Annotated in this window: 14 protein-coding genes; 13 read left to right on the top strand and 1 reads right to left on the bottom strand. The window is 71.9% G+C overall.

The window, feature by feature from the left end; genetic code table 11:
- The first annotated feature begins 115 nt into the window (after positions 1–115).
- The 13 genes from KYK13_RS28160 to mtnK all read left to right on the top strand — a co-directional run bounded on the left by KYK13_RS28160 (position 116) and on the right by mtnK (position 17,581).
- The gene (locus tag KYK13_RS28160) at positions 116–2,476 is read left to right on the top strand and encodes a GMC oxidoreductase (RefSeq protein WP_223635727.1); all 2,361 of its coding nucleotides are present in this window, start codon (positions 116–118) and stop codon (positions 2,474–2,476) included.
- An 11-nt stretch (positions 2,477–2,487) separates the two neighbouring features.
- Positions 2,488–4,035 (top strand): FAD-dependent oxidoreductase, encoded by a 1,548-nt coding sequence (locus KYK13_RS28155; protein ID WP_223635724.1) that lies wholly within the window; start codon positions 2,488–2,490, stop codon positions 4,033–4,035.
- Entirely contained in the window at positions 4,025–5,131 is a 1,107-nt protein-coding gene (locus KYK13_RS28150; protein ID WP_223635721.1) for an alpha/beta fold hydrolase, read from the top strand. The genes KYK13_RS28155 and KYK13_RS28150 overlap by 11 nt, the downstream gene beginning before the upstream one ends.
- 280 nt (positions 5,132–5,411) lie before the next feature.
- Entirely contained in the window at positions 5,412–6,857 is a 1,446-nt protein-coding gene (locus tag KYK13_RS28145) for a hypothetical protein (RefSeq protein ID WP_223635718.1), read from the top strand.
- Entirely contained in the window at positions 6,854–8,362 is a 1,509-nt protein-coding gene (gene hldE / locus KYK13_RS28140; protein WP_223635715.1) for a bifunctional D-glycero-beta-D-manno-heptose-7-phosphate kinase/D-glycero-beta-D-manno-heptose 1-phosphate adenylyltransferase HldE, read from the top strand. Before KYK13_RS28145 ends, hldE begins: the two co-directional genes overlap by 4 nt.
- A gap of 3 nt (positions 8,363–8,365) precedes the next feature.
- Positions 8,366–9,580 (top strand): FAD-dependent oxidoreductase, encoded by a 1,215-nt coding sequence (locus tag KYK13_RS28135; RefSeq protein ID WP_223635713.1) that lies wholly within the window; start codon positions 8,366–8,368, stop codon positions 9,578–9,580.
- Positions 9,571–10,803 carry an HAD-IIIA family hydrolase gene (locus KYK13_RS28130; RefSeq protein WP_223635710.1) on the top strand — a complete coding sequence of 411 codons (1,233 nt, stop codon included), beginning with the start codon at positions 9,571–9,573 and terminating at the stop codon, positions 10,801–10,803. Before KYK13_RS28135 ends, KYK13_RS28130 begins: the two co-directional genes overlap by 10 nt.
- The gene (locus KYK13_RS28125) at positions 10,793–11,644 is read left to right on the top strand and encodes an inositol monophosphatase family protein (RefSeq protein WP_223635707.1); all 852 of its coding nucleotides are present in this window, start codon (positions 10,793–10,795) and stop codon (positions 11,642–11,644) included. The genes KYK13_RS28130 and KYK13_RS28125 overlap by 11 nt, the downstream gene beginning before the upstream one ends.
- The gene (locus KYK13_RS28120; RefSeq protein ID WP_223635705.1) at positions 11,641–12,216 is read left to right on the top strand and encodes an ATP-binding protein; all 576 of its coding nucleotides are present in this window, start codon (positions 11,641–11,643) and stop codon (positions 12,214–12,216) included. Before KYK13_RS28125 ends, KYK13_RS28120 begins: the two co-directional genes overlap by 4 nt.
- An 8-nt stretch (positions 12,217–12,224) precedes the next feature.
- Positions 12,225–13,550: an aspartate aminotransferase family protein gene (locus KYK13_RS28115; RefSeq protein ID WP_223635702.1), complete on the top strand. Its 1,326-nt coding sequence runs from the start codon at positions 12,225–12,227 to the stop codon at positions 13,548–13,550.
- A gap of 19 nt (positions 13,551–13,569) precedes the next feature.
- Positions 13,570–14,634 carry a glycosyltransferase family 9 protein gene (locus KYK13_RS28110; protein WP_223635699.1) on the top strand — a complete coding sequence of 355 codons (1,065 nt, stop codon included), beginning with the start codon at positions 13,570–13,572 and terminating at the stop codon, positions 14,632–14,634.
- Positions 14,635–14,669: 35 nt separating this feature from the next.
- Entirely contained in the window at positions 14,670–16,298 is a 1,629-nt protein-coding gene (locus KYK13_RS28105; RefSeq protein ID WP_223635696.1) for an FAD-dependent oxidoreductase, read from the top strand.
- Entirely contained in the window at positions 16,289–17,581 is a 1,293-nt protein-coding gene (gene mtnK, locus KYK13_RS28100) for an S-methyl-5-thioribose kinase (RefSeq protein WP_223635694.1), read from the top strand. The genes KYK13_RS28105 and mtnK overlap by 10 nt, the downstream gene beginning before the upstream one ends.
- A 48-nt stretch (positions 17,582–17,629) precedes the next feature.
- Here mtnK and KYK13_RS28095 read toward each other — a convergent pair whose 3' ends face one another.
- Complete coding sequence (locus tag KYK13_RS28095; protein WP_223635692.1) at positions 17,630–18,316, bottom strand: hypothetical protein; 687 nt, start codon at positions 18,314–18,316, stop codon at positions 17,630–17,632.
- Positions 18,317–18,364: the final 48 nt, after the last annotated feature.

Genomic DNA, 18,364 nt, shown 5'->3' with positions numbered 1-18,364 from the left:
GCGGCCTCAAGGAAACAGGGGCGACCCGTTGTAGAGTCAGGTCCGTCCTTTCCTGGACGTTCCCGGGTCGCGCTTCCGGATCCCTGCTCCCCAGGGATCGCACCCGAGGGGGAACATGGCACCGGCATACGACGCCCTGGTCATCGGCACGGGGTTTGGCGGCGCGGTGGCGGCCTGTCGGCTCGCGCAGGCGGGGCTGTCCGTGCGCGTGCTCGAACGCGGCCTCCGCTATCCGAAGGGCGGCTTCCCGCGCGACTTCGAGGACCCTCGCAACGGCTGGCTGTGGCAGCACCGGCAGGGGCTCTTCGACATCAAGCTGCTGAAGGGGATGAGCGTCGTGCAGGCCGCGGGGTACGGCGGCGGCTCGCTCATCTACGCCAACGTGCACCTGCGCCCGCCGCAAGAGGTGTTCGCGTCCGGGTGGCCGGAGGGGTACAGCCGGGAGGCGTTGGATCCGTACTACGACCTGGTCGCGCACATGCTGGACGTGCAGCCCATCACGGCCTCCGCGCGCGGGCTGCCGCCCAAGACGAAGCGGATGCAGGAGGTGGCGAAGAAGCTGGGCCGCGAGGCGCAGTTCTTCTACCCGAACCTCGCCGTGCGCTTCGCCCCCGCGGGCGAGCCCCTGCCCAACAAGTTCGGCGTGCTCCAGGAGGGCTGCAACTACTGCGGCGAGTGCGACATCGGCTGCAACCGCCGCGCGAAGAACACCCTGGACCTGAACTACCTGGCCGTCGCGGAGCAGCGCGGCGCGGAGGTCACCACCCAGGCGGAGGTGACCCGCATCGAGCCCCTGTCCCCGGGCTACCGCGTCACCTTCACCGACCACGCCCACGCCGGCATGCAGCGCACCGTGGACGCCCGCCGCGTCTTCCTGTGCGCGGGCGCGGTGAACACCACGGAGCTGCTCCTGCGCAACCGCGACGTGCTCGGCACGCTGCCGGACCTGAGCGCGCGGCTGGGCTCCCGCTATTCCGCCAACGGGGACTTCCTCGCCTTCGCCTTCGACACGAAGGAGGCGTGGGATCCGGCGGTGGGGCCCACCATCACCACCGGCATGGTGGTGGATGAAGGGCAGGGCAAGGACAAGACCTGGTTCCTCTTCCAGGAGGGCGGGCACCCGGTGCAGGCGGCGGGGCTGATGATGGCCATGGATCCGGACCGCGCGATGACGCTGCCGGCGGACCTGCTCCAGCGCGAGCTGGTGAAGGTGCTGCGCACGCGCTCCAAGGAGATGGCCTCCATCGAGAACGAGCGCGGCCGCTTCCAGGCCGTCTTCCTGGCCATGGGCCGGGACAAGTCCAACGGCCGGCTGACGCTGTCCCCGCTCACCCGCGAGCTCCAGGTGCAGTGGGACGTGCCCGCGAACCTGCCGCTCTACCGCACGCAGGAGCAGCTCTGCGAGGACGTGGCCCGGGCGCTGGGCACGCGCGCCGCCTACAACCCGCTCTGGGAGCGGCTGCACCTGCCGGTGTCCGTGCACAACCTGGGCGGCTGCACGATGGCGGAGGAGCCCGCGTACGGCGTTCTGGATCCCCACGGCGAGGTGCACGGATATCCCGGCCTGTACGTCATGGACGGCGCGGCGCTCCCGGTGGGCGTCGGCGTCAACCCGTCCTCCAGCATCGCCGCGGTGGCCGAGCGCAACGTGGAGCACGTCATCCGCCAGGTGAAGGACGCGCCGGGCTGGGTCGCGCCGGAGCGCGTCCCCGTGAAGTCCGCGCCCGCGTACCCGCCTCGCGTCAGCATGCGGATGATGCCGGAGGTGGAGACGGTGGCCTCGCCGGTGATGCCGGGGACGGATCCGCTGGGGGACGTGGTGATTCCGCCAGGCGGCACCGTGGCGTCCCCCACGCCGGTGGTGGGCCTGCGCTTCACGGAGCGGATGAAGGGCTTCATCCAGCCGAACCATCCGTCACCGGAGGACTTCTCCGGCGCGGCGAGGGCGGGCCAGCGCGCGGGGCAGACGGCGGAGTTCGTCGTCACCATCACGCTGCCGAACCTGGACCGCTTCCTCGCGCAGGAGTCCCACGGCGGCATCGTGCAGGGCACGCTGACCGTGCGCGGCTTCACGCCGCCCGGAGGCGCGCCGGTGGAGAACGGCGTCTTCAACCTCTTCGTGGGCACGGAGCGCTTCTACGAGCGGCGCATGCTGTACCTGCTGCCCTTCACCGGCGTGGATGGCCAGCCGTACCTCCTGGACGGCTACAAGGAGGTCAACGACGACGCGGGCTTCGACGTGTGGAGCGACACGTCCACGCTCTACACCGTGCTGCGCAAGGGACACGAGCGCACCGGCCCCATCGTCGCCACCGGCATCATCCGCCTGCACCTGCCGGACTTCCTCCAGCAGCTCACGACGTTCTCCGTGATGGGCACGTCCTCGCCGCTGAAGCAGGCGGACGCGCTGCGGCGCTTCGGCGGCATGTTCATGGGCACGCTCTGGGACGTCTTCGCCCGCGCGAAGTTCGACTAGGGGGACACACCATGGGCATGGCGAAGCGGTACGACGTGGTGGTGGTGGGCTCCGGCTTCGGCGGTTCCATCACCGCGCTCCGGCTGGCGCAGGCGGGCCGGTCCGTGGCGGTGCTGGAGCGGGGCCGCCGGTACAACCCCGGCCAGTTCCCCCGGGACGTGACTCGCGCGAACGAGCTGCTCTGGAACCCGTCGGTGCGCCGGGAGGCGCGGGGCCTGTACGACGTGCGCTTCCTGTCCGGCATCGGCACGGTGACGGCGAGCGGCGTGGGCGGCGGGTCGCTCGTCTACGCCAACATCCACGTGCGGCCGGACCCCATCGTCTTCGACCATCCGCGCTGGCCCCGGGGCTTCAGCCGCGAGGCGTTGGAGCCGTACTACGACAAGGTGGCGCACGAGCTGGACGTGAAGCCGTTCCCCGCGTCCATCCCGCTGAAGAAGCGCGACCTGTTCCAGCAGGCCGCCCGGCGCATGGGCCGCGAGACGTTCGACCCGGACGAGGCGGTCTCCTGGACGGAGCCCTCCGCGCCGGGCCGCAAGGCGTGCCAGCGCTGCGCGGAGTGCGAGTTCGGCTGTCAGCACGGCGCGAAGAACACGCTGGACCTCACCTACCTGGCGCGCGCGGAGAAGCTGGGCGCCACGGTGTGGCCGGGCCTGTCCGTGTCCCACGTGCAGCGCGTGGCAGGCGGCTACCGAGTGCACTTCCAGGACCTGGCCACCGGGGAGAAGTCCTCCGTGGAGGGCAGCCGCGTGGTGCTGTCCGCCGGGGCGCTGGGCACGGTGGAGATCCTCCTGCGCAGCCGCGACCGGGCCCGCACGCTGCCGCTGGTGAGCGAGTGGCTGGGCAAGGGCTACTCCGGCAACGGCGACTTCCTGGGCTCACTGCACGGCAGCCGCGAGGAGATCCTGCCGTGGGTGGGGCCGGACGTGGCCACGGTGATGCGCTTCTTCGACGCCGCGCCGCGCTTCACGATGGTGACGGCCACCTTCAACCAGCCGGCGACGGCGGTGCTCGCGGGGCTGGGGCAGCCGCGGCTGGGCCTGCTGGGGGGCATCGGGTCTCCGCTGTGGCCCAAGCTGTGGCCGCTGTTGCACGGCGCGTTCTCCAAGGGGCTGCTCAGCAAGCCGGTGGGGACGGGCGTGGACCCCTCGCGCACGAGCAACCTGTTCGCCATTGGCCAGGACAACGCCAACGGGCACATGGTGCTCAAGGGCGACCGGCTGGACATCGAGTGGGACTACGCGAACGAGAACTTCGCCCTGGTGAACCGGATGACGGCCGCGATGCACGAGCTGGCCTCGCAGTACGGCGGGACGTTCGCGCCGCTCGTCACCTGGGAGCTGTTCCGCCGGCCGTTCACGGTGCACTCGCTGGGCGGGGCGCACCTGGCGGAGTCGCCGGCGCGGGGCGTGGTGTCGACTGAAGGCGAAGTGTTCAACTACCCCGGACTGTACGTGGCGGATGGCTCCGTCATCCCCACGTCCATCGGGTTCCATCCGGTGATGACCCTCAGCGCGGTGGCCGAGCGCATCGCGGAGGCGGTGGCCCATGGCTTTTGATTACCGAAGCGGCGCGGCGGTGTCGCGGACGCTGTCCCAGGACGTGTCCGCCCATGGCCTGCCCGTGGCGGAGCGGTACGACTTCCTCTCGGGCGACGGCGTGCCCCTGCGCCTCACCCGCTTCGTGGGCGGCACGAAGGGCCCGGTGCTCCTGGTGCACGGCGCGGGCGTGTGGAGCGGCATGTTCATGCTGCCCACGCTGAAGGAGAACTTCGTCCAGCACCTGGTGCGCCACGGCTACGACACGTGGCTGGTGGACTGGCGCGCCAGCGTGCAGCTGCCCCTGCGCCAGTTCACGCTGGACGACGCGGCGGACCACGACATGCCGGCGGCGGTGCGGCGCGTGCGCGAAATCACCGGGGCGGAGTCGGTGCAGGCGGTGGTGCACTGCGCGGGCTCGGCGGCGTTCTTCATGTCCATGGCCGCGGGGCACCTGTCGGACGTGCGCTCCGTGGTGGCGTCGCAGGTGGCGCTGCACCACGACACGCCAGCCTCCACGCGCTTGAAGGCGCTGCTGCGCGTGCCGGAGCTGTTGGACACGGGGCTGGACTCGCTCACGCCGGATGATGCGTCGCGCACGCCGCTGTTCCAGGCGGCCTTCACGAAGGTGGCGGGCTTCCTGAGGATGGAGTGCGACAGCCCGGTGTGCCACCGGCTTTCGTTCATGTACGGCCGGCTGTACCGGCACGCCCGGCTCAACGCGGAGACGCACGCGCGGCTGGAGGAGCAGTTCGGCAGGTGCAACCTGCTGACGTTCCGCCACCTGGGGCAGCTTGCGCGCTGCGGTCACGCGGTGAAGTTCGACTACGGCCGCGCGGAGAACCTGCGGCGCTACGGGCAGGCCCGCCCGCCGGACTACCTGGATCCGCGGCCCTTCCGGCGGCCCATCACCTTCGTCTCCAGCGAGCAGAACCGCACGTACCTGCCGTCGTCCACGGAGCGCACGTTCCAGTGGCTGCGCGAGGCGAACGGCGCGAGCTACTACCAGCGCCGCATGCTGCCGGGCTACGGCCACCTGGACACCTTCATGGGCAGCACCGCCTCCGAGGACACCTACCCGGTGCTGCGCGAGGCGCTGGAGTTCCAGCCCCGCTGAGGCGCCACCGCTCTGATGGTGCGGTGCTTCACGACCTGGAAGGTCTGGAGGGTCGAGGCTATGCATCAGGGTGTCTGGTGTTGACCTCCTCGGGAGGGTCCGGATGGCCTCGTGCGTGATTCCGGGGGCTGAAGCCAGACGCGTTCCCCCAAGACGCACCTGCGTCGCGCGGTGACGCCGCTCGGGTCTGCTCCCGGGGGTGATGTGTCCAAGTCCGCGAAAGCAGACGTCTGGGTTGTCCGGCAGGGAATGGCATCCGGGTTGCTCCTGGATGCGTGCCATGCAATCGCAGACGACGCTCGGGTTTCCTGGTGGGGTGCGTCACGTCGCCATCTCGGCGAGCCATGAGCTCTTCCCGTCGCGGGAGGCGGCGCTCGCGTGCGTCGTCGAGAAGCATGTCGTGGCCCACCGGCGGATGCGCGACCAGCGGAAGGGGCTCACGCTTCGCGCTCCCGTGCGTCTGGCGGCGACGCGCATCGAGCGGACGCTGGAGGGCGGCGTCGACGACCTGAAGTTCCTCTACCCGGTGCTCGACAACCTCCCGGTCATCGCGTTTCCCATCCTCCACTTCGCGGCCAGCGGAGCGCAGGTCAGCGTCTATGGCTCCGCCGAGGTGGGGCGGGTGGTGGAGGTGATGCGGGACTACCTGGTCGGTGCGCGCGTCATCGCCGGACCCGAACGGCTGCTCTTCGCTCCGGAGGACCGGGAGCGCATCTCCTATTTCCACTCCGTGCGGAGCGCCGCGGAGGCGCTGGGCGCGCGAGAGGCGGAGCCGCTCGTGTGGTGCGCGGGGGACATCGTCCTTGCCTACGACGTCTTCCCCTGGCTGATGGAGCCCGACGTGGGCGCGCACGCGCTCGTCCTCAACGTGGGCGCGAAGCAGCGCGTATTTCCGGACGGGACGCCGGAGCTGTTCTCCGGCAACTACTACGAGACGCTCCTCGCCCCGGACGGACGCGGCGGGACGTGCGCCTTCGACGTGAAGGACCCCAACCTGCTCGTCTTCACGCGCGAGGGCCTGGGCGGCCTGTCCCGCCTGGATGAGCTGCGGAGCGCGAAGGACTCCAGCGTCTACATGGACGTGTTCCTGCGCACGGCCTGGCGGGCGCTGGCGGGCTCCCGTGCACGCGCGTGCCTGGGCACGCTCCGCTACGGCCTCAAGCGGCGGCGGGGAACGCTGCGGCCCGGCGAGGGCCTGCGGCAGGACGACGCGAGCGACTTCGCGTCGGCCTTCTTCGGCGTCCGGGTTCGGCTCAAGGCGGACACCGTCGACCCGTTCGCCCTCAAGGACTGCGACAACTACGAGGACCTGTTCGGCTTCTATCGGGGCCTCTTGCAGGGCATCGTCGATGAGGGCTCGTCGCGCGAGGAGGGCTACCGCCGCCTGGAGGCGTTCTACCCGCACGCGCGACACCTGCTGGCCCTGTCGGAGCGCCTGCGCCCGCTCTGGAGCGAGCTGCCCCTGTGGCGTCACTGGCCGGAGCTCATCCGCGACCGCCTCGCCACCTGCAACCGCCGCCTGACGGAGGCGCTCCAGGCCGAGGCGCTGCACGACGGAGCGCCGCCCCTCCCCGAGTACTTCGCCCCCGACGGCTCCTTCCAACAGGCGCCCGCCCCCGGCGACGACCTGCCCGGGACGCGCGCCTTCCTGCGAGACGTCTACCTGCCTCGCTTCCACCAGGGCCGCGCCGCCCATGCCGCCGCGCTCACGGGAGCCCAGCCATGAGCCGCGCATTAAATGAAGCCCTCCCCCCGGCGGACGTGCTCGGGCCGCACCTCGCCGCGCTGGCGTCGGCCGGGGTGCTGGTGGTCGGAGACGTGATGCTGGACCGCTACTGGCACGGCTCCGCGTCGCGGCTGTCACCGGAGGCGCCGGTGCCGGTGGTGCGCGTGGAGCGGGACGAGTGCCGCCCGGGTGGGGCCGCCAACGTGGCGGTGAACGTCGCGGCGCTGGGGGCGCGGGCGACCGTGGTGGGCATCACGGGCGAGGACGCCGATGGGGGCGCTCTGCGGGCGCGCCTGGAGGAGGCAGGGGTATGCGCACGGCTCGTCCAGGCTCTGGGCGTGCGCACCGTCACCAAGCTGCGCGTCCTGGGGGCGCGCCAGCCCCTGATCCGCCTGGACTTCGAGGACGGGCTGCCGGGAGGCCATGAGGCGGGGTTGCTCGAGCGGTTCGTCCCGCTGCTCGCCGACGCGAGCGCCGTCGTGGTGTCCGACTACGGCAAGGGGACGCTGCGCGAGCCCCGGGGCTTCATCCAGGCCGCGCGCGCCGCGGGACGGCCCGTGCTGGTCGCTCCGAAGGGCCGCGACTTCACGCGCTACGCGGGGGCGACGGTGCTCGTCCCCAACCGCGGCGAGCTCGAAGCGGTGGTGGGGCCCTGCCCGGAGGAGGCGGTGCTGACCGCGCGGGGATTGGAGCTGGTGCGGACGCTGTCGCTGGGGGCGCTGCTCGTCACGCGAGGAGAGGAGGGCATGACGTTGCTGCGCGAGGGCCACCCCGCGCTGCACCTGCGCGCGAGCGCCACCTCCGTCGTGGACGTCACCGGCGCGGGCGACACCGTCATCGCGGTGCTTGCCGCGGCGCTCGGCTCCGGCGTGCCGTTGCCGGAGGCGGTGGCGCTGGCCAACGCGGCGGCGGGGCTCGTCGTGGGCCGGCCCGGCACCAGCGCCGTCACCCTGCCGGAGCTGCGGCGGGCCCTGACGGGCCCGCGCGAAAGCGCGCGGGGGGTCGTCACCGAGGAGCGCCTGATGGCGCTCGTGCACGACGCGCGCGCGCGCGGAGAGACCGTGGCCCTGACGCTCGGCTGCTTCGACATCCTGCACGCCGGGCACGTCTCCTATCTGGAGCAGATGGCCGGGCTCGCGGACCGGCTCATCATCGCGGTCAACGACGACGACTCCGTGCGCCGGCTGAAGGGGCCGTCGCGTCCGCTCAATCCGTTGGCGCAACGCATGCGGGTGCTCGCCGGGCTCGCGGCGGTGGACTGGGTGGTGCCCTTCAGCGAGGACACGCCGGAGCGGCTGGTGTGCAGGGTCGTCCCGGATGTCCTCGTGAAGGGCGGCGACTACCGCCCCGAACAGATTCCCGGCCAGCGCTGCGTCCGCGAGGCGGGGGGCCGGGTGCTCGTCCTCGACTACGTCGAAGGGTGCTCGACGACGGGGCTGGTGGCCCGCATCCATGAACGCCAGGGCGCCGCGAAGGTGGGCCCTGCCTCCGCGGGGCCGGGGTAGGCCATGGGAGCGAGCGCGCCCATGGAGCACATCCGCGCGGACGTGGCCATCCTGGGCGGTGGCATCACGGGGCTGTGGCTGCTGGCGCACCTGCGGGGGCGGGGCTACTCCGCCGTCCTGTGCGAGTCCCGGGCGCTCGGGGCCGGGCAGACCCTGAGCTCGCAGGGCATCATCCACGGCGGCCTCAAGTACGCGCTCACCGGGACGCTGTCGGCGGCGAGCCGCGCGCTGATGCACATGCCCGCGCTGTGGCGCGACTGCCTTGGCGGGACGCGCGCGCCGGACCTGAGCGGCGCCCGGCTGCTGTCGCCGCACCAGCACCTGGTCTGCGGCTTCAGGCTGGCCGGCTTCTTCGCCAGCCGCCTCCTGCGCGGACGCGTGAGCCGGGTCGACGCCGGAGCGCTCCCCGCGCCCTTCGCCGAGGCCCTCGGGCGCACCGTGGACGGCGGCGTCTATCAACTCGACGAGCCCGTGGTGGACGTGCGCTCCGTCCTCGCGGAGCTGGCCCGGGCCCACGCGGACGCCCTGCTGGCGGTGGAGCAGGAGGGGACGATGCTCCTCCAGGAGGCCGGCGACGTCCGCGGGCTGGAGGTCCGCGCTCGCGATGGTCGCAGGCTGCGGATCCACGGTGCGCGGGTGGTGCTGTGCGCGGGCGCGGGCAACGAGCGCCTGGGCCACCAGTTGCCGTCGGGCGCCGCGCCCATGCAGCGCCGTCCCCTGTGCATGGTGATGCTGCGCGGAGCGTTGCCCGCGCTCTACGCGCACTGGCTGGGGAGCGGCGCCGCTCCGCGCGTCACCGTCACCAGCCACCGCGACGCGCGAGGGACCCCCGTCTGGTACGTGGGCGGGGCGCTGGCGGAGTCGGGTGTGGCGCTCGACCCGGGCGCGCAGGTCGAGCGCGCCCGCGACGAGCTGTCCCGTCTGGTGCCCGGCGTGGACCTGAAGGCGTGCGCGGGCGCGGTGCTGTCCGTGGACCGGGCCGAGGGACGCCACGCGTCCGGCCAGCGCCCGGACGGACCGGTGGTCGCGCACGCGGGGACGGTGACGCAGGTGTGGCCCACCAAGCTGGCCTTCGCGCCGCGCGTGGCGGAGCAGGTGGAGTCGCGGCTGTCGCTCGAAGGCCTGCGGCCGTGCCGCGTCCCCATGCCCTCCACGGAGGGGTGGCCGCGCCCGGCGCTGGCGCCGCTGCCCTGGGACGAGGCGCGGACATGGTGCTGAGTGCTCCCGCCGCACGGCCCTTCGTCCTCCTGGACCGGGACGGCACGCTCATCGAGGAGCGCGGCTACCTGCGCGACGTGGACGACGTCCGCCTGCTGCCCAACGCCGCCCAGGCCCTGCACCGGTTCCGGGCGCTGGGGCTGGGCCTGGTCATGGTCACCAACCAGTCCGGCGTCGCCCGGGGCTACTTCGATGCGAGCCGCGTCGACGCGGTCCACGCGCGGCTTCACGAGCTGCTCGCGCGGGAGGGACTGCACCTGGACGGCGTCTACGTCTGTCCGCACCTGCCCGACGCCGGCTGTGCGTGCCGCAAGCCCCAACCGGGGCTGGGGCTCCAGGCAGCGCGGGAGCTGGGCATCGACCTGTCGCGCAGCTTCGCCGTGGGGGACAAGCTGACGGACGTCGCCTGGGGGCAGGCCTTGGGGGCCACGGCCCTCCTGGTCCGCACGGGCCATGGCGCCGGCGCGGACCTGTCGCGACTGCCCGCGCCCGCCCGGGCCGCGGACGACCTGCTGCACGCCGCGGAGCTCATCCAGCGGCGCATCCACCGGAGGGGGCAGATGGAACGGAAGCTGACGCTGGAAGCGGGGGAAGCACGTGGTGGGGCGGGCTCGCTCGTGAGGCGCCACCTGCTGGGCAGCATCGACGTCAAGCAGCGGCTGCTGGCGGACTGCGAGCACGCCATCGAGGACGCGGCGCAGGTGCTGTCGCAGGCCCTGCGGACCGGAGGCAAGCTGCTGCTCTGCGGCAACGGAGGCAGCGCCGCGGACTGCCAGCACCTGGCCGCGGAGTTCGTCAGCGCGCTGAGCCACGACTTCGAACGGCCGGGGCTCGCGGCCATCGCGCTGACCACGGACACGTCCCTCATCACCGCGCACGCCAACGACTTCGGCTTCGGCCACATCTTCGAACGGCAGGTGCAGGCGCTGGGCCGCCCCGGGGACGTGCTCATCGGCATCAGCACCAGCGGCGAGTCCGAGAACGTGGTCCGCGCCTTCCGCTGCGCGCGGCTCCAGGGGCTGCGGACGGTGGCGCTCACGGGCGCGAGCGGCGGCCGGCTCCTGGCGCTGGCGGACGCGTGCGTGCGCGTGCCCAGCACCAACACGCAGTACGTCCAGGAGAGCCACATCACCATCGCGCACCTGCTGTGCATGTTGGTGGAGAGCGGGCTGATGGCGCAGCCAGTGGCCTCCGCGGGGTGGAGCGTGGCCCATGGCAAGTGACTCCGGGGGCGTGGACATCGCGACGCGCGCGCTGTGGCGCTTCCTCGCCGGGGAGTTGGAGCCGCTCTGGTCGCGGCTGCTGGAGGGCTCGCTCGGTGCTCCGGGGCCGAAGGCGGACGGCGACCTGGTGTACGGCGTCATCGACGAGCTGCGCGAGCGCACGTCCCACTTCCTCTCGCGCCGCTACCCGGGCCTTCCCCTGAATGAAGAGGGGCAGTCCTCGTGGCCACCCCGGGGCGACTGCATCGCGGTGGACCTGGTGGACGGGACGAACAGCCTGCTGCTCGGCGCGCCGCTCTTCGGGCTCCAGTTCGCCACCGTGGTGGGCGGCCGCGTGGAGGAGGCCGTCATCTTCCTGCCCACGGAGGCGCGGCTCGGCGGCGCGGGGCTTCACGTGAGCCGGCGCGGCGCCGGAGCGCATGCCGTGCTGCGCGGCGAGACCGCGATGCGCCTGCGCGTGTCCCCGGTGCGCGAGCTCGCGAAGGCCTCCATCGGCTTCGACGGGACGACGCCCACCGTGGGCGCGCTCTACCACCCGCCGCTGGTGGCGGCCGTCACGCGGATCCGGAACTTCGGCGCCTTCTGCTGGGCGGGGACGCGGCTGGTGCGCGGCGCGCACCTCCCGGTGAGCTTGGACGCCATCATCGCCATCGGCAACAAGCCGTGGGACCACCTGCCGGCCGTCGGCCTGGTGGAAGAGGCCGGGGGCCAGGTGACGTGCTTCGACGGGTCCCCGCACGCGCTCACGCACTGCACGGAGCTGCTCTTCTCCAACGGGCACCTCCACGCGGAGCTGCTCGGCCACCTGCGCGGCGCGGGGCTGTCCCGGAGGGGCACGTGAGCGCGACGCACGTCACCGTCCTCTGCGGCTGGCCGCTCTCCGGCAAGAGCGAGACGGCGGCGCTGGTCGGGCGGGAGCTGGGCGCGCACGTCGTCGACGTCGACGTGCTGGCGCGAGCGGGCATTGGCCTGCCGGAGGCGGCATGGTGGACGACCGACGCGGGCCGCCAGCGCAACCTCAACCGGATGGCCATGGCCTACGAGCTGCTCCACCAGGCGGTGCGCATCCACCTGGAGGTCGCCCGGCCCCAGCGCTCGCTCGTCGTGGTGTCCACGTACTCGAGGCCCTCCAGCTGGGACTTCCTGCGCGCGGTGCTCGCGCCTCACCCCGAGGTCCGCTTCAAGGTGCTGTGGCTGCGGCCCGCGGATGACTCACCCGCCGCGGTCCGCGAGCTGCTGGGCCGCCGTGCCGGCGCGGGCTACTGCGGCGGGTGCACGACGCCGGACGAGTACTTCGACGTCAAGGCGCGCTTCGTGCCGCCGCCCTTGCCCCACCGGGTGGTCGACACCTGGTTCCGTCACTCCCCCGAGGACTGCGCGCAGCGGGCCCTCGACTACGTCCTCGCGCCCTAGGAGCCACCATGCTGTTCCACCGCAGGTTCGAACATCGCTATCCGCGCATCGTCCGCGGGCAGGGCGCCTACCTGTATGACGACGAGGGCCGCGTCTACCTCGACGCCGTGGGCGGCGCGGGCGTGGCCATCCTGGGCCACGGCCTGGAGCGGCTGGCCCGGGCCGCGGCCGAGTCGATGCGGCACGTCAGCTACCTCCACGGCACCCAGTTCACCACGCCCGAGCTGGAGGCCTACGGCGAGCGGCTGGTGGCGCTGGCGCCGGACAACCTCTCTCACGTCCTCTTGATGGGGAGCGGCTCGGACGCGGTGGAGACGGCCCTCAAGCTGGCGTACCAGTACCAGGCCGGGAAGACGGGCACGCGGCGCAAGCGCAAGGTGATTGCCACCCAGCCCGGCTACCACGGCGCCACGGGGCTGGCGCTGGCGGTGACAGGCAAGCCACGAGACCGCCTGCTCTTCCAGGGGCTGCTGCCGGAGCAGTGCTTCATCCCCGCGCCGGATGCCTACCGCGGGCCCGGGTCCGCGGAAGCCTGCGCGATGGCGCTGGAGCGCAAGATATTGGAGGAGGGGCCGGAGGAGTGTCTGGCCTTCATCGTCGAGCCGGTGATTGGCGCGTCCATGGGCATCGGCGTCCCGCCGCCCGGCTACCTCCAGGAGGTGCGCGCGATATGCGACCGCCATGACGTGCTGCTCATCTGCGACGAGGTGATGTGTGGCTTTGGCCGCTGCGGGGAGTGGTTCGCGTCCTCCCTCTTCGGCGTCAAGCCTGACATCCTCATCCAGGGCAAGGGCATGGCGGCGGGGCTCATGCCGCTGTCCGCCGTCTACGCGAGCCGCGCCATCGTCGAAGGCATCCACCGGGACGGCGGCAACTTCGCGCACGGCTTCACGTTCACGAACCACGCGCTCGCCGCGGCCATCGGCCTGCGGGTGCTGGAGCACGTGGAGCGGCATGACCTGCTCTCCCACGTGCGGCGCCAGGGGCAGGTGCTGCGCGAGCGGCTCAGCGAGCTGACCGCGTTCGACTGGGTGGACGACGTGCGCGGGCTGGGGCTGTTCTGCGGCTTCGAGCTGGTCGCGGACAAGGCCACGCGGCGGCCATTCCCGCGCTCGGCGAAGGTGGCGGAGCGGGTGTTGCAACGGGCCATGGCCCGGGGCGGGAACTTCTACTTCTCCATTGGCTACCTGCCCGACGGCACCGGCGACTCCATCCTCGTGATGCCTCCCTACAACGTCACGGACGAGGAGCTGGAGCATCTGGTGGACATCCTGCGCGGCACGCTCGAGGACCTGGACCCGGAGGTCCGGACGCTGCGGGGCCCGGCAGCGTAGGCCCGCGAGGAGGACACCCATGGACATCCGGACCGACTGTCTTCACTTCAATGGCTACAAGCCCTGTGGGCCCCACAAGGCTCGCGGCGTCCACTGTGGCGGCTGCACGGACTACCGGCCCGCCACCGGCAACGTGCTCATCATCAAGCTGCAGGCGGCGGGCGAGGTGATGCGCAACACGCCGCTCCTGCGGGCCATCCAGCGGCGGCACCCGGGCGCGAGGATCTTCTGGCTCACGAACTACCCGGAGCTGATCCCCCGGCGCGAGGTCTTCAAGGTCCTGCGCTTCGACCTGGCCGGCACGCTGACCGTGCTGGACACGAAGTTCGACCTCCTGCTGTCGCTGGACAAGGACGTGGAGGCCTGCGCGCTGGCCAACCGCGTGGACGCGAAGGTCAAGAAGGGCTTCACCCAGCGGGACGGCGTCATCCTCCCGTTCGACGGCGAGAGCGAGCGCAAGTGGCGCACCGGCGTCTTCGACGACCTGATGAAGGCCAATCGCAAGCACTATGTCGAAGAGCTCTTCGAGGTCTGCGGCTATGACTTCCAGGGCGAGGAGTACCTCCTGCCGGACTTCGAGGTGCCCCAGGTGCCGCTGGCCCCCGGCAAGCCGGTGGTGATGCTCAACACGGGCGCCGGCAGCCAGTGGAAGCCCCGGCTCTACTCCCAGGCGGGCTGGACCGCGGTCGCCCGCGCGCTGAAGGACTCCGGCCGCGAGGTCGTGCTCGTGGGCGGGCCGGAGGAGCATGCGCGCAACGAGGACATCCGCCGCGCGGCGGACGTGCATTACTTCGGCGTCCAGCCGTTCGCCGGCTTCATCGGGCTGTTGAGCCTGGCGGACGTGGTGGTGACGTCGGTGACGTTCGCCTTCCACGCGGCGGTGGGGCTGCGCAAGCGCATCGTCCTGTTGAACAACACCTTCAACAGACATGAGTTCTTCATGTACGGGCGCGGCACGGTGCTGGAACCCGAGGTGCCCTGCCTGATGTGTTACAAGCAGGACTTCGACGCCGGGTGCGTCCAGCGCGACTGTATGGATTTGATTTCCCCGGAGCGCATCCTGCGCGCGGTGGGGGAGGTCTGAGCCTGGACACCACCGGCCCCCATGAGACTTGCGACGTGGCCATCGTGGGCGGCGGCGTGGGCGGGTGCTACCTGGGGCACCGCCTCACGCACCCGGACGGTGGAAGGACCGGACCGAAGGTCGCCCTCTACGAGGCGACGGGACGCGTGGGCGGGCGGCTGTGGTCCGTGGCGCTTCCCGGCGTACCGGGTGTCCGCGCGGAGCTGGGTGGCATGCGCTTCCATGAACAGCTCCACCTGGTGGCCGACCTCGTCCAGCACCTGGGCCTGGGCGCGCAGGTGGAGGACTTCCACTTCGGACAGCCGGAGAACTTCCGCTACGTGCGCGGCAGCCGCCTGCGACAGCGGGACGACGGGGGGCTGCCATACAGGTTGCGCTTCTCCGAGCAGGGCCTGGGGCCCGCGGAGCTGGAGGCGCGGGTGGTGGAGGCCGCGGTGCCTGGCTTCACGGCGCTGCGCGCGCGCTATCACGCCGCCTTCGACGCGGGACGGTGGGGTGACGCCGAGGCGCTCGAAGGAGCGTATGCGCGGAGCAAGGACGCAGCGCGGCTCGACGGCGCGCGGCTCCATGCGGTGTCGTGGTGGACGGTGCTGACCGCGGTGCTGAGCCAGGAGGCCATCCGGCTCCTCCAGGACACCGGCGGCTACGACGGTCTGGCGGCGAATGGCAACGCGGCGGACTGGCTGGACGTCCTCTTCCATGCGCCGCCGTCGGGCCGCTACCGCCGCCTCGCCGGAGGCTTCGACGCGCTGCCACGCGCGCTCCACGAGCGCTACCGCCAGGCCGGGGGCGGCACGCGGTGGTTCCATGTCCTGAGGCGCATCGACCGGGCGCGAGGGCTCGCTGGAAGCCGGGCCTACGATTTGCGCTTCGGGTGCCCCGACGGTGAGCGCGTCGTGCGAGCCCGGACGGTGATGCTGGCCCTGCCTCAGCAAGCGCTGCTGCGGCTCGCTCCGGACTGCTTCCTGCTCCAGGACCCCACGTTGCGGCGCCACCTGGAGAGCGTGCGCGGCGTGCCGGCGGTGAAGCTGTTCCTCGCCTATCCCTTTCCGTGGTGGGAGCGGGCGGGCGTCTCGAAGGGGCGCAGCACCACGGACCTGCCGCTGCGCCAGCTCTGGTACTGGCACGGCACGACTGGCGCGGCCTCCGGGCCCGGGGTGTTGCTGGCCGCGTACGCCAGCGGGACGGACGCGGAGTACTGGAGCAGCCTGCGCTCCGGCGAGCCCTTCCCGGACGCGCCCGGAGACTCGGGCCTGCCTCCGGTGGACGCGCCCGCCAGCCGGCACATGGTGGAGCGCGCCCACGCCATGTTGCTGGAGCTCCACGGCATCGAGGACGCGCCGCGCCCCATCGCCGCGCGCTGCCAGGACTGGTCCGAGCCGCCGCACGGCGCGGGCTGGCACGTGTGGCGCGAGGATGCCGTGTCGCGCGACATCATCCCCGCCATCCGGCGGCCGCTGCCGGACGAGGACGTCTTCATCGTCAGCGATTGCTGGTCGCACGACCCCGGCTCGGTCCACGGCACGCTCGCCTCCGCGGAGTGCACCCTGCAGGACCACCTGGGCCTGTCGTGGCCGTCCTGGCTGCGCCGCGAGGGCACCCGCCTGGGCCCGCGCGGCGCGAAGACCCTCACCCCTTTTGAAGGAGGCGCACCATGGCGTTGAGTGTTCCCGAAGGCTACGAACCCCTCGACGCGCGAAGCCTGCCCGGCTACCTCGCGCGCCATCCGCACCTCGCCGCGAGGCTGGGCGGCCGCCCCGAGGACTGGCGCGTCGTCGAGGCGAACGACGGCAACGTCAACCAGGTGTTCCGTGTCCACGGTCCCGCTGGCGACGTGTGCGTGAAGCAATCCCTGCCCTACGTGCGGCTGGTGGGCGAGTCCTGGCCCCTGGCGCTCGGCCGCATCCACTTCGAGCACCTCGCCCTGCGCGAGCACGGCAAGCACGTGGGGCGGCGCGTGCCGGAGGTGTTGCATCACGATGCGCGCCTCTTCCTGCTCGTCGTGGAATGCCTGACGCCGCACCGCATCCTGCGCGAGGGAATGACAGACGGCGTGCGCTACCCCCGCTTCGCCGCGCAGGTGGCGGACTACCTGGCCCGGTCGCTGTTCTTCACCTCCAGCCTGGCGCTGACGGCGGAGGAGAAGCGGGCGGGCGTGGCGGCCTTCAGCGCGAACACCGCCATGTGCCGCATCATGGAGGACATGGTGTTCACCGAGCCGTACCAGGTGCACCCGCGCAACCGCTGGACGTCCCCCGCGCTGGACGGGCTGGCGGCGGCGGTCCGCGAGGATGTGCCGCTGAAGCTCGCGGCCTTCCGGTTGAAGCACCACTACCTGAACACCACCGAGGCGTTGATCCACGGCGACCTGCACACCGGCTCCATCATGGTGACGCAGGAGGACACCCGCATCATCGACCAGGAGTTCGCCTTCCACGGGCCCATGGCGTTCGACGTGGGCTCACTGCTCGCCCACCTGCTGCTCTCCTTCTTCAGCCAGGAGGGACACGCCACCGCCCGGGCGCCCAGGGAGGACTCCGCGTCGTGGGTCCTGGAGGTGGCGGAGGCGCTGTGGTCCTCCTTCCACGAGACCTTCCTCCACCTCTGGGAGGCGCACGGCGCCGGCGCGGGGGACCCCGCGGTGCTGCTCACCCGTCCTGGGGAGCGCGAGGCGCTGCGGACCGAGCGGCGTGCCTTCCTCCAGCGGCTGTGGGAGCAGAGCGTGGCGTACACGGGCGCGGAGATGCTCCGGCGCATCTTCGGCCTGGCCCATGTCCTGGACCTGGAGCGCATCGCGGATCCGGAGCGCAGGGCCCGCTGCGAAGAGCGCTGCGTCCATCTGGGGCGCGACCTGCTGGTCGAGCCCGGGCGCTACCGCACCGTCCGAGACCTCACGGCGGCGGCGCGAAACGCGGTGGCGCGGACGCCGCGCGGACAGAGGGCATAGCGGGCGGAGCGTCCCGGACGCGCGCGGCTTCCGGGACGGCCCCGCGCGTCACTTCACGAGCGCGAGCGCTCCCGGCAAGGGGCTCGACAGCTCGTGGAACTTCTCCCCGAGCGGCCGGACCACGTGCTTCTCAATCTGGTAGTAGCTCGACAGCTTCTCCAGCGGGACGCGCCGCATGGACCAGCGGCCGTTCAAATCACAGCCGATGGAGTTCTTCTGGAAGCCGCCGGTGAGCCAGCCATCGCTCTCTCCCTGGCTCGTCCGCTCGATGCGGAAGTACTTCCACATCTTGTCCGCGGTCACCACCACGGACTCGGAGGGGTCGTCCGGTCGGGGCTCGGCCACGCCGAACCAGACCTCCGGACCCTCCGCGTCATTCACATAGGCGTCATTGAAGCCCAGCCAGATCCAGATGAACGCGATGTGCCGCACGTCCCGCGCGGTGCACGCGTCCACCGGCGTGCCCGGCGGGACGTGCAGCGGGTCCACGTAGAAGCGGCCCAGCCACGAAGGCATCCACAGATAGAAGGGATAGGAGCTGTCATCCGTCAGCAGGTAGCCGCTCGCGTTCGAGAACAGCTTGTTGCCCGCGAGCGGCTTCAGGCTGACGCCGTACTCGCGGATGGCGAAGCGCACCCCGATGATTTCGAAGAACGCCCGGATGTCCTTGTGGTGTTCGTTGAAGTTGGAATAACTGCTGCCCAGGTCGCTCAAGACGTGTTTGCGGAAGGCCATGGAGCAAGTCATTGCACTCCAGATGCCAATCACAGATGCGGGCGGGCC

It is taken from the genome of Corallococcus sp. EGB (assembly GCF_019968905.1).
In the GTDB taxonomy this organism is placed as follows: domain Bacteria; phylum Myxococcota; class Myxococcia; order Myxococcales; family Myxococcaceae; genus Corallococcus.
This window is presented reverse-complemented; position numbering and strand designations above follow the sequence as displayed.

Coding starts and splice junctions, on each gene's coding strand:
- KYK13_RS28160 (WP_223635727.1), top strand. CDS start 116: ATGGCACCGGCATACGACGCCCTGGTCATCGGCACGGGGTTTGGCGGC.
- KYK13_RS28155 (WP_223635724.1), top strand. CDS start 2,488: ATGGGCATGGCGAAGCGGTACGACGTGGTGGTGGTGGGCTCCGGCTTC.
- KYK13_RS28150 (WP_223635721.1), top strand. CDS start 4,025: ATGGCTTTTGATTACCGAAGCGGCGCGGCGGTGTCGCGGACGCTGTCC.
- KYK13_RS28145 (WP_223635718.1), top strand. CDS start 5,412: ATGCAATCGCAGACGACGCTCGGGTTTCCTGGTGGGGTGCGTCACGTC.
- hldE (WP_223635715.1), top strand. CDS start 6,854: ATGAGCCGCGCATTAAATGAAGCCCTCCCCCCGGCGGACGTGCTCGGG.
- KYK13_RS28135 (WP_223635713.1), top strand. CDS start 8,366: ATGGGAGCGAGCGCGCCCATGGAGCACATCCGCGCGGACGTGGCCATC.
- KYK13_RS28130 (WP_223635710.1), top strand. CDS start 9,571: ATGGTGCTGAGTGCTCCCGCCGCACGGCCCTTCGTCCTCCTGGACCGG.
- KYK13_RS28125 (WP_223635707.1), top strand. CDS start 10,793: ATGGCAAGTGACTCCGGGGGCGTGGACATCGCGACGCGCGCGCTGTGG.
- KYK13_RS28115 (WP_223635702.1), top strand. CDS start 12,225: ATGCTGTTCCACCGCAGGTTCGAACATCGCTATCCGCGCATCGTCCGC.
- KYK13_RS28110 (WP_223635699.1), top strand. CDS start 13,570: ATGGACATCCGGACCGACTGTCTTCACTTCAATGGCTACAAGCCCTGT.
- mtnK (WP_223635694.1), top strand. CDS start 16,289: ATGGCGTTGAGTGTTCCCGAAGGCTACGAACCCCTCGACGCGCGAAGC.
- KYK13_RS28095 (WP_223635692.1), bottom strand. CDS start 18,316: ATGGCCTTCCGCAAACACGTCTTGAGCGACCTGGGCAGCAGTTATTCC.